This is a genomic window from Sporosarcina aquimarina, from assembly GCF_033253705.1.
GTDB classification, from domain to species: Bacteria; Bacillota; Bacilli; order Bacillales_A; family Planococcaceae; genus Sporosarcina; species Sporosarcina aquimarina.
Genome location: NZ_JAUBDH010000012.1, coordinates 20501 through 40362 on the forward strand (window position 1 = coordinate 20501; position 19862 = coordinate 40362).

The 19862-nt window shown below is 41.1% G+C and carries 16 protein-coding genes; 6 read left to right on the top strand and 10 right to left on the bottom strand.

Annotation, left to right across the window (positions count from 1 at the left end):
* Nucleotides 1-32: 32 nt before the first annotated feature.
* From QT716_RS14870 to QT716_RS14895, 6 genes are all read right to left on the bottom strand, one after another.
* Entirely contained in the window at nt 33-518 is a 486-nt protein-coding gene (locus QT716_RS14870) for a cupin domain-containing protein (protein WP_317936923.1), read from the bottom strand.
* Nucleotides 508-1302, bottom strand: coding sequence for a hypothetical protein (locus QT716_RS14875; protein WP_317936924.1), 795 nt, complete (start codon nt 1300-1302; stop codon nt 508-510). Before QT716_RS14875 ends, QT716_RS14870 begins: the two co-directional genes overlap by 11 nt.
* On the bottom strand, nt 1302-5135 hold the full coding sequence (locus tag QT716_RS14880) for an AAA domain-containing protein (protein WP_317936925.1): 3834 nt from the start codon (nt 5133-5135) through the stop codon (nt 1302-1304). Before QT716_RS14880 ends, QT716_RS14875 begins: the two co-directional genes overlap by 1 nt.
* Before the next feature lie 129 nt (nt 5136-5264).
* Nucleotides 5265-5603, bottom strand: coding sequence for a hypothetical protein (locus QT716_RS14885; RefSeq protein ID WP_317936926.1), 339 nt, complete (start codon nt 5601-5603; stop codon nt 5265-5267).
* A 436-nt stretch (nt 5604-6039) separates the two neighbouring features.
* On the bottom strand, nt 6040-8085 hold the full coding sequence (locus QT716_RS14890; RefSeq protein WP_317936927.1) for a CocE/NonD family hydrolase: 2046 nt from the start codon (nt 8083-8085) through the stop codon (nt 6040-6042).
* Nucleotides 8086-8100: 15 nt separating this feature from the next.
* A complete protein-coding gene (locus QT716_RS14895; protein WP_317936928.1) occupies nt 8101-9615 on the bottom strand; it encodes a BCCT family transporter in 1515 nt (504 codons plus the stop codon).
* A gap of 253 nt (nt 9616-9868) precedes the next feature.
* On the opposite strand from QT716_RS14895, the gene QT716_RS14900 reads away from it, so the two are divergent.
* The gene (locus QT716_RS14900) at nt 9869-10522 is read left to right on the top strand and encodes a TetR/AcrR family transcriptional regulator (RefSeq protein WP_317936929.1); all 654 of its coding nucleotides are present in this window, start codon (nt 9869-9871) and stop codon (nt 10520-10522) included.
* Nucleotides 10523-10556: 34 nt separating this feature from the next.
* On the opposite strand, the gene QT716_RS14905 is transcribed toward QT716_RS14900, so the two are convergent.
* The 3 genes from QT716_RS14905 to QT716_RS14915 all read right to left on the bottom strand — a co-directional run bounded on the left by QT716_RS14905 (nt 10557) and on the right by QT716_RS14915 (nt 14349).
* The gene (locus QT716_RS14905) at nt 10557-11300 is read right to left on the bottom strand and encodes a DUF4309 domain-containing protein (protein WP_317936930.1); all 744 of its coding nucleotides are present in this window, start codon (nt 11298-11300) and stop codon (nt 10557-10559) included.
* A gap of 102 nt (nt 11301-11402) precedes the next feature.
* Entirely contained in the window at nt 11403-13199 is a 1797-nt protein-coding gene (locus QT716_RS14910; RefSeq protein ID WP_317936931.1) for an adenylate/guanylate cyclase domain-containing protein, read from the bottom strand.
* A gap of 7 nt (nt 13200-13206) precedes the next feature.
* Nucleotides 13207-14349: an HD domain-containing phosphohydrolase gene (locus QT716_RS14915; protein ID WP_317936932.1), complete on the bottom strand. Its 1143-nt coding sequence runs from the start codon at nt 14347-14349 to the stop codon at nt 13207-13209.
* A gap of 131 nt (nt 14350-14480) precedes the next feature.
* On the opposite strand from QT716_RS14915, the gene QT716_RS14920 reads away from it, so the two are divergent.
* Nucleotides 14481-14831 (top strand): DUF3307 domain-containing protein, encoded by a 351-nt coding sequence (locus tag QT716_RS14920; RefSeq protein ID WP_317936933.1) that lies wholly within the window; start codon nt 14481-14483, stop codon nt 14829-14831.
* Nucleotides 14832-14895: 64 nt separating this feature from the next.
* Here the strand turns inward: QT716_RS14920 and QT716_RS14925 are convergent, their stop codons facing one another.
* Nucleotides 14896-15945, bottom strand: coding sequence for an NAD(P)/FAD-dependent oxidoreductase (locus tag QT716_RS14925; RefSeq protein ID WP_317936934.1), 1050 nt, complete (start codon nt 15943-15945; stop codon nt 14896-14898).
* Nucleotides 15946-16062: 117 nt separating this feature from the next.
* Between QT716_RS14925 and QT716_RS14930 the strand changes: the two genes are divergently transcribed.
* The 4 genes from QT716_RS14930 (at nt 16063) to QT716_RS14945 (ending at nt 19857) form a co-directional block, all read left to right on the top strand.
* Nucleotides 16063-16857 (top strand): ABC transporter ATP-binding protein, encoded by a 795-nt coding sequence (locus QT716_RS14930; RefSeq protein ID WP_317936935.1) that lies wholly within the window; start codon nt 16063-16065, stop codon nt 16855-16857.
* A 1-nt stretch (nt 16858) separates the two neighbouring features.
* Nucleotides 16859-17785 (top strand): iron-hydroxamate ABC transporter substrate-binding protein, encoded by a 927-nt coding sequence (locus QT716_RS14935; protein WP_317936936.1) that lies wholly within the window; start codon nt 16859-16861, stop codon nt 17783-17785.
* Between the two features lie 69 nt (nt 17786-17854).
* Nucleotides 17855-18853 (top strand): FecCD family ABC transporter permease, encoded by a 999-nt coding sequence (locus QT716_RS14940; protein ID WP_317936937.1) that lies wholly within the window; start codon nt 17855-17857, stop codon nt 18851-18853.
* Nucleotides 18850-19857, top strand: coding sequence for a FecCD family ABC transporter permease (locus QT716_RS14945; protein WP_317936938.1), 1008 nt, complete (start codon nt 18850-18852; stop codon nt 19855-19857). Before QT716_RS14940 ends, QT716_RS14945 begins: the two co-directional genes overlap by 4 nt.
* Nucleotides 19858-19862 lie beyond the last annotated feature (5 nt).

Genomic DNA, 19862 nt, shown 5'->3' on the forward strand with positions numbered 1-19862 from the left:
AGACGTACAGCCGAAGCCGGCTGTACGTCTTTTTAAGGTGTCATTTTTTCAATAATCATCGCATGCTCAGGAAATTGATTGAGCAGTTCTTCTTCTGAAAACAATTTAAAGTCTTTGAAGTCAAATCCTGGAGATACCATACAGCCTACGAGAGAGTACCCGCCTTCACCAGCCATTGATGACCCGAAAATCGTCCCAGCAGGAACGACTAGTTGAGGTTGCTGCCCGGATTCCATATCCACACCTAGTTTAACAGTGGAGTACTCTCCATCTTTTGAGATCATATGAACTACGAGCGGCGCACCATCATGATAATACCAAATTTCGTCCGATTGAAGCTGGTGGAAGTGAGAAACTTCACCTTCCGCCAGCATAAAGTAAATGCTAGTAAATAACGGTCGCTCCCCATTTTTTGTAGGAATACTTGCGGAGGCTGTTAGTGAGCTTACATAACTGCCGCCTTCCGGATGAGCGATTAAGTTTAACTGTTTTCTCCAATACTCTGCATTACGTGTCATGGTTTCCCTCCGTTTTGGATGCATATTTTTCCCGCCAAGCGGGACGTTCGTTTTCTGTAACAAGTTGCTCTAATGTATCATCCCATTGATTTATAGCAGAATTCCAAATCCGAACAAAGAAGTTATCGTCTTTGCGGTTGTATAGTAGAAATTCTATGTTGAAAGCCTGCAATTTTTCAATCTCTTCAACTGCTAGGATTCGCTCAATTATTTGCTGGTTTTCTACGGTATTATTCTCTTCAATTCGAGAAGAAAGCTGTTGTTTTATGATTTCGTCAGATAAGTCTTTTGAGTCAATACTCTTGAGAGATTCTTCATATCTAAAAGGTTTTATTTCTTCAGAAGAACTATATACGCTGTCTTCGTTCAAAAAACGTTGATGAATCGGACTATATAGTAAGAAGTCATCGGCTTCTTCCGCTTCATGAATAAGCATTCCCGCCTCTAATTGCGACCTTCCCTTTTCTGTGACGCTCCAGTGCTCTTGTGCCACTACTAACCCCGCGACTTTCATCTGATCTAGCAGGTCTTTTACAAATAATAATTCAACACCTAATATATCTGCAAGTTCTTCAGGTTTTTGCACATTCAGCTGTTGAAGAGAATGCAACAACATTTTCATCAGCACGTCCATTTTGGTTTTAGTTACCGTAGTGTATCTGATTAAAATCTTGTGTGTCGTATATGTCCATTCTTTTTCTGTCAGCACTTGTGTATCAAAGGATTCCTGCAATTCTTTTCTGAGCCGCTTCCTTAACTCGTCCATAGTCCAAACTCCTTTCATCAGTATGTGGTTTCAGCGAGCGAGCGAATGCCTCCCTGACTTTCGATTTCCCTATATAATTTCCGATACATGTCACGAGTTTGTTTTGACTTAGGATTGTTTACAAACATTTCAGAGCTGCCGACAATGATTAAAAGCTCTTTTGCACGTGATAATGCAACATTTAAGCGCCTATAATCTCTTGCAAATCCAATATCTCCATTACTGTCACCGTGATTACGAACAAAGCTGACAATGATGATGTCCATTTCCATGCCTTGGAATTTATCAACAGACCCCGTGCGGAACGTAAGATGCTTAGATGAACCATCTTCTTGGATGATTTGGTTGATACGCTTGACCTGTTCTCCATAAAAGCTGATCACACCTACTTCTTTCTTTGTACCAGATGGGAACGTCCCGCTTTCAATCGCTGCTGCTGTTGCCTCATCTAATTCACCGAGTAACGAACGAATGGCTGTCAGTTCGCTTTCGTTGTATCGACTCGTACCGCCCTTTGGTTTCGCTTCATAATTGTTAGGCGCATTTGATTGGTCTATCCACAACAAATGGTCCTGCGATTTAATTAGCGAGGTCTCAAGATGATGGGAACGTGCTTGATCGGAATCCGGGAGACCACATTGAAGTGCATAACCATTTTCGTTATAAAACGGTGTAATCGACTTCATTATCTTTTCGTGCATACGATATTGTATACCAAGCATCGTTTTGTTTTGCTTTGGAAGCGTTCTAAAGAGCCTTTCAAACAGTGATTCCTTCAGCAAGCGCTCCATGTCTTTTTTCTGTTCATCATCAGGCATTTCTTCAAGGAACTCTTCCATTGTTTCCTGTCCTACTAAGGGAGGAAGCTGATGATGATCGCCCACTAATATTATCTTTTTCCCTTTTAACATCGGAAGGAGAAGTTCAGGTGGTGTCGCTTTAGAAACCTCATCGATAATTACCAAATCGAATTCAGGATAGTCCTCTACAAATTCTTTACGAGCTGAAGCTACACATGTCGTCCCTATAACATTCGCATGTTTAACATAAAGCTTTCGAATTTCATCCAAATCATATGCGCTGGCTTCAGTCAGCATGGAGTGCCACATCTTTTGGATCGACTGAATGACGGGGACATTTGACAATTGTTTCTGGACATCTTGAAGTTGATCAGACACGTTCGTTTGTTTTTGAATAACTTCTTGAAGCAACACGTTAGGGTCTTCAATTAACTTTTCTGCTAGAGCTTCCTTCCGATCTTTCTTCAATTGTATCGAGTCATCAAGGGTTTGAGATTTATCGAGAAGGCTCGTTTGCGTTTCAGTATATAGTACAAGGTCCTTTTGAAGTGTTGCCATCTCCTTTTGAATAATTTCCAGATTCTGTTCTGCTGTCTGAATGACAGTTTGTGAGCGATGCAGTTCCTCACTAGCAGCTAGATTTGACTGATAAGACTTTTCCGATTCTGAAAGTAATTCAGCGATTTTCTCCGGTGCAGCCGATTCCTCACTTATTTGCTGAACTTCTGTCAACTGATTTGTTAACTGATCTAACTGGTTTCTTAAATGCGTCTTCTTACTCCCAGCCTGTTTCAATTTATCATTGAATACAGCCATAACAGACTGCTTAATATCCTCAAATAAAGCAGCAGTCGATTGAGCTTCTATTAAAAAAGATGAAATGAAGTTTTTCCTATCGTGGAGGAGATCGACAGCTTTTGTTAAGTTCTCCAAAGCGTCATAGGATTCTACCGAAAAGGATTTTGTACTCAATAACTTTTGAACAGTTGGCTGCATTAAATAACGGCCGACTCGACTTACTGTTTCTTGAATCGATTGTAGCGAATGCCGATTCCGGAATCCTTTTGGAATACGAATCCGATTATGGAACTGATGATCTTGTAACACTTCAGTAACCATCTTTATTGCCTTATCGACACGCGCATTTGTATCTGACCACGCCGTGAAACTGTCTTCTCCTCCCACTTCTTGAACCCGGTCAATCTGACGTATAAGTTCCGTCATTTTACTATCAAGTGAAGAGTCCGGTACAAAACCGACCTCATCCAATAGATTGTTTAAATCGTTCAATTTTCCAACAGCAGCGAGTTTGACTAGTAACTTCTCAATAGCTGCTAGTTCGTCATTCGTTTTTCTTAGACTAAGTTGAATGTCGGATAGTTGTGTCTCCATTTCGGAAATCGAGTGGCTTTTTTTCAATAAATCGATTCGTTCTTCAATTTTCTTTTTCTCGTTTTCCAGTTCAAGCAGTCTTTGATCTACATTTGGTTGGGATTTCATCATTCCCCGAAGACTGTCCATCTCTTCGGTAGCTTCAATTTGCCGTTCTTCTAATTTTCTTTGATTTGAATTGTTCTTTTCAATTTCTAGAAGAACTACTTGCTTTTGACGTTCCAGTTCCTTTAGCTCTTCTGTCAACTGGTTGTTTTCTTTTGAATTCTCATCCCATAGCTTTTTTTGGTCTGACAACTGCTCCTTCCGGCTCGTTAATTCTTGAATGTTTTCTTTTAAGGATAGCTCTTTTGAACGCAGTGTCGTTTCGAGTTCGTTATGCTTTTGTAGCTCTGATTCCATGGATTGAAGTGTTTGTGTCCGCCAATGCTCGGCCACATTTTCTTCGATGAATTTACGGCCCTCTTCTTCAATACTTTCAGTTCTTCCATAACGCAAGATCCGGATATCCTGATGGTGCAGAAGTCTGCCTAACGCATTATCTACTGCAAGATTTGCTTGTGAAGCTACTAAAGTACGCATACCTGATTTAACGGCCTGGTTACAAATTTCGGATATCACAGTCGTTTTCCCTGTTCCAGGCGGACCCTGTATGACATAAAGGTCACTTGCATTCATTGCACCTGATACGGCTTCCCGCTGATACTCATTCAAATTCGTTTCAAATTCCATCGGTTTATGGCGATTTGTTATTTTAACAACTGGACGTTCTTCAAATAATATTTTTTCAAGATTTGCATTCGCCGCTAATCCGTCTTGAAGGTCTTTGAATCCTCTTCGCAACCTTCTTACTTGGCTAAGTTCAGCAAAATTACTGAAGACGATAGATTCAAATTGCTTACCACGGAACCCCGTTTTTCTTGCTTGTTGGATGGCGTTGTTTTTCAGTTCTATTTCAACTTTTCCAGTTTTACGATCCGTATTGACTACGTTTCCTAACTCCAGACCCAGACCATCAAACTTTGCTGAAAAACCCGGAAGCGATTTCCAAGCCTTACCTGGCAGTGTTTTTAGTTGAACAGTGGCTAGACGGAAATCCTCACTTAGCGTTACGGTCTGCACAGTTGTGTGCAAATCTTCCACATCTGCATTCTTTTCCATAATACGTAAGTAGCCTTCCCAGCCACCAATTCTCTTTTTCACGTACTCAGACCGTTCTTCAGCTATGGGAAGTTCTCTTAAATGGGTTGCAAAGTCTATAGGTAATGCTAACCCTGAACTTTTGCCCAACTTAAATTTGATGGTCGCTTTAAGCCGACGATTAGTAGCGACTGGCTCACGCTTCCCACGTACGTGGAATCCGGTTGCTAGGAAACCATCATTTTTCACTACACACTCGAGGACTGGCACTCGACCATCCACTAATTCCGAGAGTTTTTCATTGCTTTCGGGATCAAAGAAAAATGAAAATGATTGACTGCCGTGTTGGTTTTCAGGTCTTTTTTCAATATGTACCGAAAATGATTTTTGCATCGCAAAAAAAGCGTGCTCGTCTGTGGTGATTTTCTCAATCCCTTTACGAGCACTCGTTGTTAGCGTCAATTCACATTTCACCATCTCTTCAAACGTACTTCGGTTCATATCCTTCACTTCTTTCATTCCGTAAAAAAAGGTCAGCCATCCATGAATGGCTGAACCTGTTCTTATTAATCATCTATTATTCATTATAAACGAAAACGACGGTTGCTGCGAGTGCGAAAAGACATGTTATGAAGGTTCGTTTTCTTCTTAGATAGAGTCTTTTTTCATTCCAAAACGGGATTTTGTTTTTTCCATCTCTTCCAAAGTGATGACTTTGCGAGTAAATGACTGGAGTGAATCGAGTTGAATCATAACTTGCTCCAACTCTCCACTATCGTAAAATGGCTCTTCCCAATAAATCGCATTCTTATCTGCTGACGCAAGCAAGCGGATCATTTGCAAGTTTCCTTTGCCGACAGTGTCTTCATCTGAAACAATCGCCTCCTCAGGCGTGTAGTCGGATTGGTTTACATATAATGATTTTGGATCTCCTTTTAAGCCCAACGTGCTTTTCACAAATTCTTCTAGGGATGCTGGATGATTCATGACGCCACCTCCTTCAGGTACTGTAATTAGTATTCCCTTTTAGGCAGGGGGTGTAAACAAGATATTTTTACAACGACACCTATCGAAGAGTGGACTAAATGGTTAATTGCCTAATTAGTCGCGAAATCATGAATACTGGATGTCTGCTGCTGTCTCCGCGAGGCTTTATGAGCGGTTTCTTGTTGTTTATGATCAATTTTTTATGGATATGAGCGCTTTTTTGTATTTATGATCAGTTTTCTGTATTTATGATCAAAATTTAGGATTTATGAGCACAATTCCAGCTTTATGATCACTTCCCGTGATTTATGAGCGGTCACGACATTTTGTGCTACATCCACCCCTCTGCCATTAAAAAAAGAAGCTGCTGAGGGAGACAGTTTTCACTGAACCCCTCACAGCTTCTTTGATAATATACCTCTACGCGAACGTTAAATTAAGTGAAGTCACGCTCAATCTTTTCTTCCCATTTCTTGTGGAAGACTTCTTTATCGTTCTCCCATGCTTTCAATTCGTTCATGAGATAGTAATGAGTTTCATCAGCAGTCATTGTACTCTTTGTCTCCAAGTACGTTTGCCACTCGTCTTTCCCAACACTTAACGTCCAATCACATTCCACACGAGCGCTTAGTGGATCATTTTCTCTTATCGTATAGACATTTCGATTCGTACTTCCATACTCAAGTCCATTGCAATGTAATTTACGCTTTCCTTCGTCAGAAAAGTCATCAAGCGTCCAAACTCCAGTCGCAGCGTCTTGTTTCACTTCTCGTGTACGACCTGCTTCACGCATAATATCTTTCTCAAGTACTGGGGCTGTCTCAGCCTGAGCGAAAGGTTTTAGCGTATTGTCGAGTTCCTTAGAATTTCTAAGTGGCAAGACCAATGCCGTATCTTCACCTGTTTCTACTGTAAAGGTAACCGCTTCAGGGAACGGCCAAATGTGCGGCCAATAGTTCGGTGAAACTGCGAGTTGCCAATGATGCCCTTTTTGCAGCGTGTGACCGATAACATTCATTTTCACGGTAACGTCATATGATTTTCCAGGCTCTAAATAACTTGGATGCTCATCGCTTTCACGGTGTGTTAGATTCAGAACACCCCATGTGACACGGGTTGAAGAACCGTCTGGCGCAACATCATTGAGGCGGACTACTAAGTGGCCAGCTTTTTTGTCTGACTCGATTTTGCAGCGGAATTCAGGTTCGCCTAGTATTGGCTGGTCTTCTTCCACAGGAGCTGCATCGAAAACAACTGCCATTCCGTTTTCAATTCGCTGGTCTGCTGGCAGATCTCCTGGCTGGCCGAACGGGCAGTAAACACCTGCATACAATCCATGCTGCTGTACGGAAGATACAATCACTTCTTTGCCCTCAGCTGACTCACTTAAAGTCTTTCCATTCAAGTACAGTTTCTTTTCCTTGACGTCCGCTGGCGGCCATTGCTGTTCAGCCACCCAATGTCCTGGACGATATGAATAATCTGTCTGGGGAGGAACGCTGTCTTGCATATAAACGCGAAGCATCGGTTCGTCCATAATGCCAGTCTTTTCTTCTTTTAGCCATTCATCCCACCAACGTACTGCTTCCTGTAAGAATCCAATTTGCGGACCAGGTACCGCCATTTCAGGATACTCATGCGCCCATGGCCCAATCAAACCTTTTTTCGGTCCTTTTAGGCCCGTTAACAATCGCGGAATCGCATTGGTATAGCCATCTGCCCAGCCGCCTACTGCAAATACCGGGATTGACACGTCATCATAGTTCTCAATAACAGAGCCATGTTTCCAATACGAGTCGTAGCGTTGGTGCCGAACCCATTCTTCTGCATATGGCGGTGTCAGTTCCATACGCTCGAGCCAATTTTCTCTCCACGATTCGCCACGGACTTCAGGAAATTGTGGACGTGCGTTATATGCAAACATCGTACTTGCCCACCAGAGCATATCCGAAGCAAGCATTGCGCCGCCTTTATAGTGAACATCATCTGCATAACGATCATCTGTTGAACATAGCGTAATGATTGCTTTCAATGCTGGATGTTGACGCGCAGCGATTTGGAGTCCATTGAAGCCACCCCATGATTTACCAATCATACCGACACTGCCTGTCGACCAAGACTGTTTTGAAATCCAGTCCAATACTTCTAATGCATCGTCTTGCTCTTGCTTTAAGTATTCATCATACAAAATACCGTCTGAATCTCCTGTACCACGGATGTCGACACGAATGCTCGCATACCCATGACCTGCAAAGTAAGGATGACGAAGTGAATCACGCAATGCAGTGAATTCGTTTTTGCGATACGGCAAATATTCTAGAACTGCTGGTACCGGTGTTGTTTCTGCGTCTGTTGGCAACCAAATGTGTGCAGCTAAGTGGGTTCCATCAGAGAGCGGAATCATGACGTTCGCTAATTCTTTCGTTTCTTTCGGGAATTTTGTACGGATCGTACGATTTGTTTCTCTTACGTTAAATACCATAGGGAATGCCTCCAATTATTTGTTCAAGTTTTCTTTAGGAAAATCTTCTCTCAACCATCTCACAAGTGAAACTAGGAGGAGAATATAGATGATGAATATAGGTACGGCTACTACGACAGCTGAGGTCTGAATCACACGAAGGCCGCCTACTAACAGCAATGATATGGAGAGTATTGCAAGTATTGCACCCCAAACCATTCGGTGCCAGCGCGCAGGGTCTTCCCCTGGTTGTAATTCTTTCGTTGCAACAGCAGCTAAAATGTAAGTAGCAGAGTCCATAGAAGTAGATAGGAAAACTACGCCGACAATTACAAAGAACGGCAATACTAGCACATCGAGCGGTAAGGAACGCAGGATATCCACTACTGCAGCCGGTCCGCCTTGTTCAGAAAGTGTTTTGGCTACATCAGTAATCCCTTGCAGCTGTAAGTTCATTGAATAGCCACCGAAGACCATAAAGTAAATCCAACCGCCTATTGATCCCCACAGTAACATGTGAGTGATCAGCTCACGCAACGTACGCCCTTTGGAAATCCGGGCGACGAATAATCCCATGAACATTGCAGTGGCAGCGAACCAAGCCCAATAGAATACTGTCCATCCTTGCGGGAATCCACCTTGGGATATCGGATCCGTGTGGAAACTCATGAAGGTGAAGTTTTGGAGCATCATTCCGAAACTATTCGAGAAATACGTAAGTATAAACGAAGTAGGTCCTGCGATGAAAACAAAGAGAGCAAGGACGATTGCCAAGTAAATATTCATATCACTTAGTCTTCTAATCCCTTTTTGCAAACCTAAGTAAGCACTAGCTGAATAGATAATCGTAATGAGAGTCACGATTATGGCATCCAACCCTAAGGACGGTTCGATGGAAAATATGGAACCTACAACTGCAGAAACCATGGGAACACCTAGACCTAAAGAAGTGCCAAGGCCGCCCACTAAGCTCCAAATCACGAGCACGTCAATGAGTTTTGCAACCCAGCCATCAGCATATTTACCAAGCGCACCACTGAGTGCTGTACTAATCTTAAGTGAAGGTCTCTTTCTTACAAAATACGAGTATGCAATGACGACTGTTGGGAACGCATAGAGTGACCATGCTGAAATTCCCCAGTGAAATAAACCATATGTAAGCGACCATTCAGCTGCTTCATTCGAACCGGGTTCTATTCCAAAAGGAGGTCCTGAAAAGTACGAGATTGGTTCAATCATCGACCAATACATTATGCTTGTACCCATTCCAGCAGTAAAGAGCATTGCGCCCCAACTGAAACTAGAAAATTCCGGTTTTCCTTCACCAAGTTTAATGCGTCCGAATTTACTAAACGCGAGCCATATAAGAAATACGAATAGCCCAAAAGTTAGAAACTGGAATGCCCAATCCATCTTAAAAGTAATGAATGTCATTACATCGTCCAATACTGGTTCTGCGCTATTCCTAAAAATCACGAGAAACACAGTAGCCAATAAAATGAATCCAATTGACGTCCAAAACACAAAAGGATCTAATTTGGTTTTTTCCATCCTTCAGCCCCCTTTTTAGTTTCACAAACGCAACGTTGAGAACGCTTTCAAACAATGAATACCGAATATTATTTGAAAGTGTTTTCAGCAATGATAAGATTGCGAATTTATCATTATTAATTTATAATCATGATTAACTTGTGAACACGTTTATACTATCAGAATAAATTCACAAGTACAAGTGTAGTGTGTAGTGTCGAAGACTGGTAGAATTGTTAAGTAGCTGACAAATAAGTAAAGTGAGGCGCTTTTATTGGATAAAAAAAAGCTTCAAAAGAGTAGAATGTGGAAGTATTTTGTAGAGGCAGCGACCGAAATTATTGAAGAAGAAGGCGCAAAAGCTGTCACGATTCGAAAGGTGGCAGACCGGGCAGGTTATAATAGTGCAACGATTTATAATTACTTTGATGAATTTTCACACTTGCTCTTTTTTGCATCAATGCGATTAATGAAAGAGTATACGAATGAAGTCACTTCACGTATGAACGCTGAAACATGTGCGTTAGACCAATATGTTACTGCCTGGGAATGTTTCTGTACATATTCTTTTCAGCAACCAGATATCTTCCACTCAGTATTTATACGTGATTTAGGGGAGAACCCCGATGACTTGTTAGAGAAGTATTATGAATTCTATCCAGCGGATCTAGTCGACGTGCCAGAAGAAATCAGAATGAGCTTAATAGAACAAAATGTCGTTAAAAGAGGTAATCCTATTTTAAAAAGAGCCGTTGAACAGGGCAGTTTTGATGGAGAAGTTATTGAATCCTTAAACGAAGTCACAATCCTCCTTTGGCAGGGCATGCTAATGAATTTCCTTAATAACAGAATCGAAGCGACTCCTGAAGAGGCCGCAAGTCGAACCATGTTCTACGTCCGGGAGATTATCGACCGCTTAAAATCTTGACAATACAAAGCCATGTTAAAATCCACATGGCTTTTTAAGGTGCAAGTACCAAATTTACATGGTCCGCTTTGTGTTTTTCATCCATGACAAACTCCATCTCGAACTTTCCAAGTTTATATATATAACTCGTTTGATTGGTTTCGTTGAGTTTATGCTGTTCATCCGGATCACCCAATTGCTCTATTAAGTCATTTGTAGTGATACCGCCTAAATTTGTTTGTCTTTCAACATTTGTACCAAGATACCGGGCTTCCATCAGTACACCGCTCTTGTTGTATCTGAGATCGTAGGAAGCTCGCCCCATAGATCCAGTATAGCGATCGAATGTATCCTGTCGTTGAGGTCTCCCAATTGTGTTATAAATGTCAGTTTGTGTTGTCTTACCTACATAAAAACCATCATTCAATTGATAGACCTCACCTTTTTTCCCTGCATCAACTAATTCGTTTAACGTATCAATCGCCATTTGCTTTTGTTCTTTATCGACTGAATCATTTTCAGTGCTTTCTTGGTCAGATGAATCGTTGTTATCCTTATCAGATGCTGTTTCATCACGTTGCTCTGCATCCTGTGTTCCATCTGATTGGGAACCTTCATTCTCAGATGAAATATTTTCCTCGTTCGATTGGTCGCTTCCTGTCGCATCTGTGTCACTTTGTTCTGTATGATTAGTTTTCCGATGGGTTGAATCGTCTATTTCGTCTGACTCAGATGCAGGTGAACATGCAGCTAAACTGCCACTTAATATGAGAGTAAGTAATACAGCTGCCTTTTTCATAGTAAGTCACCCTCCTATCATAAAAATCATTACTAGTTACTATTTTCCCTTTTCAAATTAAATTATTCATAAAACGAAAAAAAAGAGCTGTAAGAGCTCTTTTCAATTTATAGGCTGCACTGTTGGATTCAATCTTACCAATTGTATGTGTGAATCCATACCGTGAAGCTGTGTTGTGAATTCTGTAACTTCACCTATGGACTTTTCGATCATTAATTCATCGAAAAACTTCTTTTTCATCACTATGTCTCCGCCAGTACTCTGTTGTTGGACTCGCGCTGCCATGTTGACGGTTCTGCCAAAGTAGTCTAATACACCATTCGCGTTAACTGCGATTACAGGCCCTTCGTGTAATCCCACTTTTATATTGACTGGGTTATTCAGTATTTTGTTTAAAGAATTTATGGATGATTGGATTTCAAGTGCTGCATTCAATGCGTTATAATTGGATGAAAATGCCGCCATTATGGAATCTCCAATTGTTTTCACAATGGTACCATCGTGTGCCCTGATTACACTGCCAAGTGAAGTGAAATGCTTTTGTACATCGCTATATGCGCTGGCATCCCCTACCCGTTCATACAACTGAGTTGAGTCTTTAAGATCTGTAAAAAGTATCGTTAACTTCCCAACACCAATTTGCATTCCTGGTGCAAGGACTTCTGCCGGAAGCAAGTCCCTGAATAATTGTAATGTGGTTACTTCACGTGCAGTAAGTGCATATTCATCCCATTCGATTTTTTCAAATGCAACAATGTATTCCTCATCACTTTCGTTCACAATTGAGATGTCAGGACTTTGTAAGATGGACGCCTCGGTAATACCATTTTGATGAATATGTATTTGCGAAGACTCAATGTTAGGTTCATATATAAAAGGCACTTTGAAGTTATGTTTTACTACACGAAACTGAAGGTTTTCTTCCATACAAATCCAGGAGATACGCGTTGTCTTTTTAGGTGGTATTCTATATTGGCCAATGGTATGTGGTGACGTGGTCGGTCCGTTAATACAAAAAGTTTCTTTAACGGTTTTACGGATCCCAGCGTTTACTTGGAACGTCATTTCCACATAGTTTTCAAAATCAAGTTCGAAATCTACCCCGCACAAGTCGCAGTGAACTGTCTTTTTAACATCCTTCAACACTGACGCATGATCTTTTGCAACTCGACAATTCGGACACATTAAACTCCATTCATAATCCAAAATTCCAGCATCATTTGCCAGCAAAAAAAGTCGTACGGCTTGCTGTTTTGTAAAACCATGCTCATGTGCCCATCGATATGGCTGTATGGAAGAGACCGCTTCATCCGATTCTATTCGAATGGTGTGCATTAATGAATCGATAAGATTTTGCTCAATTGATAATTCGTTCAAATGATGCTCCGCATCTTGTAATATAAGTTCATCCACATGTATCGCATTTTGTTCCCTAACTGTTAGGTGGTCCTCAACAGATGCAGCAGCGTCTTCAACATACGCAAATGTCCTGAGAAGTTGCGGAATAACACCTTTGTTTAACGCAATTTTCCCGAGAAATGAGTGATAATCGAACTGTCCTGTTAAAGTTAAATTCGTTTCATGACTGCTAACCTTTTCTAACGATATTTTCCAAATTACACGTTCTACTGGTCCTTTTGTATAATTTCTTTCAACTGTATAAAATGATTCCCGTACCCATTCAAATACATTTTCATTCCATTCCACTTCAATCAACCCATACGCTTTTCCTTTTGCTTTACGAATGAGTTGGTGAGTTCTATTGGTAAATGGAGAGAATTCGACCGGAAATAATCCGATATATCTATTTAGGCGATTCGTATCGGAAACAAGTTCCCAAACAACTCCGATTGGAAATTCTACCAGACGAGTTTCTTCTATAGAAATACTCTTCGACATGTTGTCCTCACATCCTATCAGTATAGCTATCACGAATCGCAACAAATTCATCTAAATGGTCAAGGAATAAATCGATTAACCTCGGATCGAATTGTCTGCCGCGCTGATCGGACAAATAAGACACGATTTTTTCAATTGGCCATGCCTTTTTATACACGCGGTCACTGCCTAAAGCGTCAAATACATCCGCAACTGCAGTAATCCTTCCAAATATATGTATCTCTTCCCCCTCCAGACCTCTAGGATATCCGCCACCTTGCCATCTTTCATGATGTTCGTAAGCAATCGTGGCGGCAGTTTTTAATAATTCACGTTCTGATTTCCGAAAAACATTATAACCAATTACTGTATGTAACTTCATTTCTTCAAATTCCTCGGGTGTTAACTTTCCAGGCTTCAGCAAAATTGAGTCGGGTGTTGCCACTTTTCCGATGTCGTGCATGGGAGATGCATAACGGAGTTGCAGCGCTTGTGATTCAGAAACACCTGCAAGTTGGGCTAACTTATAAGAGTATAAGGCGACTCGTTTAACGTGATTTCCAGTTTCCTGTGATCGGCTTTCGCCTATTTCACCCATCGTCTCAATAATTTCCTTTTGAGTTTCAAGTAACTCCTTATGCAGGATAAACGCATCAAGCGATTTCCCAGCATAAGTGGACGCAAATGTTAAAAGTGTTTCATCATCTTTTGTAAAATGGGTATCGTCCAGCTTATTAATTGCTTGGAATGCGCCAATTATTTTTCCTTCTTGGTTCGTAAAAGGCATACACAATATAGAGCGTGTGCGATACCCTGTTTCCCGATCAACTGCAGTATTGAATCGTTTGTCCAAATAAGCATCATAAACATTGATCAAAGATCCTGTTTGGATACTGTGGCCAACAAATCCGCTTGTATCAGCAATTGTTATTCTTTCTACGCCATGACCTGCTACGGTCCAAACGGTCTGCGAAGGAGAATCATGCAGCCAAACTGTACATCTGTCTGCTTGCACTAATTTTGTCCCTAAATCTGCTAGTAATAAGAGCATTTTAGCAATATCTGTTTCAGTAGACATTTTACCCATGTATTCAAATATGGTAGATAAAAGTAGGTCTGACTGCGGAAATTCAGAGGCTTTGGGAGTTGTTATCGCAAGAAGTTTATCCATTTATGTATTCCTCCCTAAAAAAATGTTGTCACAATACTGTCGGTTTGTAATAATAGTAGCATGAATCATATTCAAATACATAACTAAAGTCATTATTCATTACAAAAAAATAGCAATACGGAGGTTATGGCGTGACATTGTTCTCATACTTAATTGTAGGTCATCTTATAGGTGATTATTTACTGCAGACCAGTTGGATGGCTGCAGGGAAAGCAACAAGATGGGCGCCCCTATTAGCACACTGTTTTGTATATACATCGGTTATAAGCGTTGCATTTTTAATAGGAACAGAAAAGTATCCTGCAGAAGTAGTTGCTATTATTTTTATAAGTCATGTCATTTTAGATCGACGACGATTTGTTGCTTGGTGGGCAAAAACGATTATGGGTGTAAAGAACGGGGAACCTGCATGGTTGACCATAATGGCAGACCAAGTCTTTCACATAATTGTACTCGCTGTTATTAGCCATATATGGGGTTAAACTACGCAAAAAAGAAGCAGACCGAATTAGTCTGCTTCTTTTTTAGCATTTTGTTTTCTGTTGTTTAGCCAATCATTTGTTTAACGAGTTTTTTGTTGCGTTCTTTGAATACTTCGTTGTGTGAACTGACCATTCCCACTTGGGATGCTTTTGGATCCAAATACAGTTTCGCACTATTCACTGCATTTGCTGCATCTTGGAATGCACCCGCGATGAGATTCACTTTACTTTCATGGAAAAGGACATCCCCAGCAGCAAAAATACCTGAAACTGACGTACCACTCAATGGTGTTCCTGCAATTCTGTGATCATTAGTTAGCTCTAGTTTTGCTTCACTTCCACCTATTAAAGAAGTGTCTACTTCATATCCATGATTAATTACGACATCATCAATTTCTAATGTTAACCCAGATTCCTCCAAGCAATGTTTCAATTCCACTTTTTCAATTGTATGATGATCGTCCGATGCAATCAGTTTATCTATGCGTGTATTAAAGTGGCAAACTACTTTACTTTGAAGTAGTTGTTGAACTTGCGCTTCATGACCATTTAAATCACATTTCCTATAGGTTAAAATCACTTCTTTTGCAATAGGTTCAAGTTCATTTGCCCAGTCGATTGCAGCGTTTCCGCCCCCTGAAATCAGGACGCGTTTACCTTTGAAGTGCTGCAAAGACTTTACCGTGTAATGTAAATTGGAAACCTCAAATCGCTCTGCTCCTTCAATTTCTACTTTCTGAGGCTTTAAGATTCCTCCGCCAACTGCTAGTATTACCGTTCTACTATAATGTTTCGTACCTAAAGCGTTCGTCAGTACAAAAATCCCATCTTCATTCTTTTCAATGCTCGTCACTTTTTCATTCAGTACGACTTCGGGGTTGAATGTCATGCCTTGCTCCACTAACCGACTAATCATTTCGGCTGCGGGTGCAGGTGTGACGCCGCCGATATCCCAAATCATTTTTTCTTGGTAAACATGCAATTTTCCACCAAGTTCCGGTTGAAATTCAATGATTTTTGTTGACATTCCGCGTAACCCGCTATAAAAAGCAGCATATAACCCCGCAGGTCCTCCACCAATTATCGTTACATCCACAAGTGTTGCTTGAGACATGCTTCTTCCCCCTAAATTTATATTTGACTTCCTTAGGTTCACTCTTTATAGTATCATTATACCGACAATGAGAATCATTATCAATGATTTCGTGTATAAAAGATTGGAGTGTTCCGAATGGTACGCTTAGCAACTGAGAATTTACAGATTGCTTACGGTGAACAAATCATCGTGGACGACCTATCCGTTACGATTCCAAATAAGCAAATTACTGCAATCATTGGAGCTAACGGATGTGGTAAATCGACTTTTTTGAAAGGGATGACGCGCTTAATCCCCCGCCATTCTGGAAAGGTCCTGTTAGACGGAGGAGATATTGCAGAGCATAAGACAAAGGCGTTAGCTCGTAAAATGGCCATTCTTCCACAAACACAGGAAGCAGCAAGTGGGTTAACAGTGGCAGAGCTTGTATCTTATGGAAGATTCCCTTACCAAACAGGGTTAGGCCGACTGACACCAACTGATTTTGAAGTCATTAACTGGGCACTCTCTGTGACAAATACGGATGCTTTCCGGGATCGTCAAGTCGATGCTCTGTCTGGCGGACAGCGCCAACGTGTCTGGATCGCAATGGCTCTTGCACAAGAAACTGAAATCATTTTTCTTGATGAACCCACAACGTATTTGGATATGGCGCATCAGCTGGAAGTTTTAGAACTGCTCAAAAAATTAAATATCGAACAAGAACGGACCATCATCATGGTATTGCACGATTTAAATCAAGCAGCCCGCTTCGCTGATTATTTGATTGCTATGAAAGATGGAAAAGTTATTAAAGCTGGTCCTTCTGAAGAGGTCATTGAACCCAAAACTTTGCGCGAAGTTTTTAGGATTGATGCAGAAATTGGAAAGGATCCTAGAAGCGGAAAACCCATGTGCATTACATACGATTTAATAAAAGGAGAAGACTAACATGAAAAAAGCATTATTGTTTTTAACACTTGCACTCGTACTAATTCTGGGAGCGTGCTCATCAAAGAATGAGGATACTTCAACAAAACCAGAAAAAGAAGATACAAGTAAAGATACTGGAACGATTACTTACGAATCAGAAAACGGTCCAATTGAAGTCCCCGCGGACCCTCAGCGTGTTGTTGTTCTATCTACTTACGCAGGTCATGTAGCAGCACTTGACGTTCCCATTGTCGGTGTCGACTCTTGGTCAAAAACGAATCCTCGTTTTGACAAGTATTTAAAAGATGCGGAAGAGGTTACAGACGAAGACCTGGAAAAAATCATTGAATTGGAACCGGATTTAATCATCGGGTTATCGACAATGAATAATATCGATCGCCTAAAAGAAATTGCTCCTGTTGTAACATTCACTTACGGTAAAGTCGATTATTTGACTCAGCAAGTTGAAATCGGTAAGTTACTGAATAAAGGTGACGAAGCACAAGACTGGGTTACAGATTTCCAAGCTCGCTCAAAAGAAGCCGGTAAAGAGATTAAAGCAAAAATCGGTGACGATAAAACCGTTTCAGTAATTGAAAACTTTGACAAACAACTGTACGTATATGGTGATAACTGGGCACGCGGAACAGAAATACTCTATCAAGAGATGGAACTTCCTATGCCTGAAAAAGTGAAAGCAGATGCTTTAAAAGAAGGATATTTTGCTCTCTCCACAGAAGTACTTCCTGAATACATGGGTGATTATGTAATTTTAAGTCGTAACGGTGATGGCGATAATTCATTTATGGAAACTGAAACATACAAGAATACACCAGCTGTAAAAGAAGGACATGTATTTGAAGCAGAAGCAAGTGAATTCTACTTCAATGATCCTCTAACACTGGAGTATCAGCTTGAGTTTTTCAAAGAACACTTTCTAAAGTAATCGCGTTATTCGAGAAGGATTCTTTCACCATGAAAGAATCCTTTTCTTTTTTCGAAAGGAGTATTAGTTATGAATCGTCAAGCTAAACCATTTTCAATTAAATTTATTTTTTCTTGTGTCGGCTTACTCGGTTCATTATTTTTAGCGATGGTCCTGGGCGCAGCAGATGTTTCAATTTCGGATGTATGGCTTGCGATTATAGGCGATACAAGTAAAAACAGTTTAATATTGCGAGAAATCCGCTTTCCGCGCGAACTTGCCGCATTACTAGTCGGTTCAGCACTAGCTGTTTCCGGTGCAATTATGCAAGGAATGACAAGAAACCCCTTGGCTGATCCCGGTTTGTTAGGCTTGACGGCAGGGGCAAACGCAGCACTTGCCATAGCAATTGCGCTAGTCCCCTCTCTCAATTATTACGGGATAATGGCAGCGTGTTTTTTAGGGGCCGCCATTGGTGCGCTAGTTGTATTCGGAATTGCTTCAGCAAAACGCGGCGGGTTTTCCCCTTTCCGACTCGTTTTAGCAGGAGCTGCAGTATCGACATTCTTTTTTGCAGTTGCAGAAGGTGTAGGTATCTATTTTAAAGTTTCTAAAGATATTTCAATGTGGACAGCTGGCGGTGTTATCGGCACAACTTGGACGCAACTTCAAATCATCACACCGGTAATTGTTATTGGTATTGTTATTTCACTAGTTTTGTCTAAACAATTAACCTTACTTAGTTTAAGTGAAGAAGTAGCTGTGGGATTAGGTCAGCACACATTCAAAATCAAAGTATTTCTGTTCATCCTAATCATCATTCTCGCTGGTTCCGCTGTTGCTTTAGTCGGTAATTTAGCGTTTGTTGGCCTGATGATTCCACATATTGTCCGTGCGATAGTTGGAACTGACTATCGTTTCATAATCCCAATGTCTGCCGTTGTAGGCGGTGCCTTCATGCTGCTGGCTGATACATTGGGCCGCACTATGAACGCCCCCTATGAAACACCAGTTGCTGCGCTAGTCGCTGTGATGGGCTTGCCATTCTTTCTCATAATCGTCCGTAAAGGAGGCAGAGCTTTCTTATGATTCAATCTGAAATACTAAAAAAGCAGCGTATTTTATTATTTACTTTTACATTACTTACGTTAGGAACTGCAATTGCCGCGATTGCATTGGGGCCTGCCTCTATAGATCCTATTCGAATAATTCCAGCACTTTTCGGTAATGGGACATTCAAGGAAGAGTTTGTACTTTTTTCCGTCCGACTTCCTCGTATAGCGATTACCTTTTTAGCAGGGGCTGCTTTGGCGCTTTCTGGCTCAATCTTACAAGGGATAACGCGTAATGACCTAGCAGACCCAGGTATTATTGGCATTAATGCAGGGGCCGGTGCATCGATCGCAGTGTTCTTTTTGTTTGTACCTGTAGATGCTGGAGCGTTTGTTTACTTAATGCCTATTGTTGGCTTCATAGGCGCTTTTATAACAGCTGTCCTCATTTATCTTTTTGCTTACGACAAAAAAACTGGGTTGCAGCCAATTCGATTAGTGTTAACAGGGGTTGGTTTCTCTTTAGCACTCTCAGGTGTCATGATTGTACTGACCTCTTCAGCAGATCGCGACAAAGTGGATTTCATAGCAAAATGGTTAGCAGGAAATATATGGGGTTCCGACTGGCCTTTCGTGATTGCCCTTCTACCGTGGCTCGTACTACTCGTGCCATTTGCATTATACAAAGCAAATCGGCTGAATGTATTAGGACTTAGTGAATCAGTTGCTATCGGAATAGGGGTTTCTGTAGAGCGGGAACGTATTATTTTATTATTAACCGCTGTAGCGCTTGCCGCTTCTGCAGTTTCTGTTACAGGAGGAATTGCCTTCATTGGTCTTATGGCACCGCACATTGCAAAATCATTGATAGGTCCTCGGAGTCAGCTCTATCTTCCGATCGCGATTATACTTGGCGGTTGGCTGCTGTTACTATCAGATACAATCGGACGCAACATATCCAGTGTTGGTATTATACCGGCAGGGCTGGTAGTTTCTCTTATTGGCGCTCCTTATTTCGTCTATTTATTATTACGAAAATGAAAAAC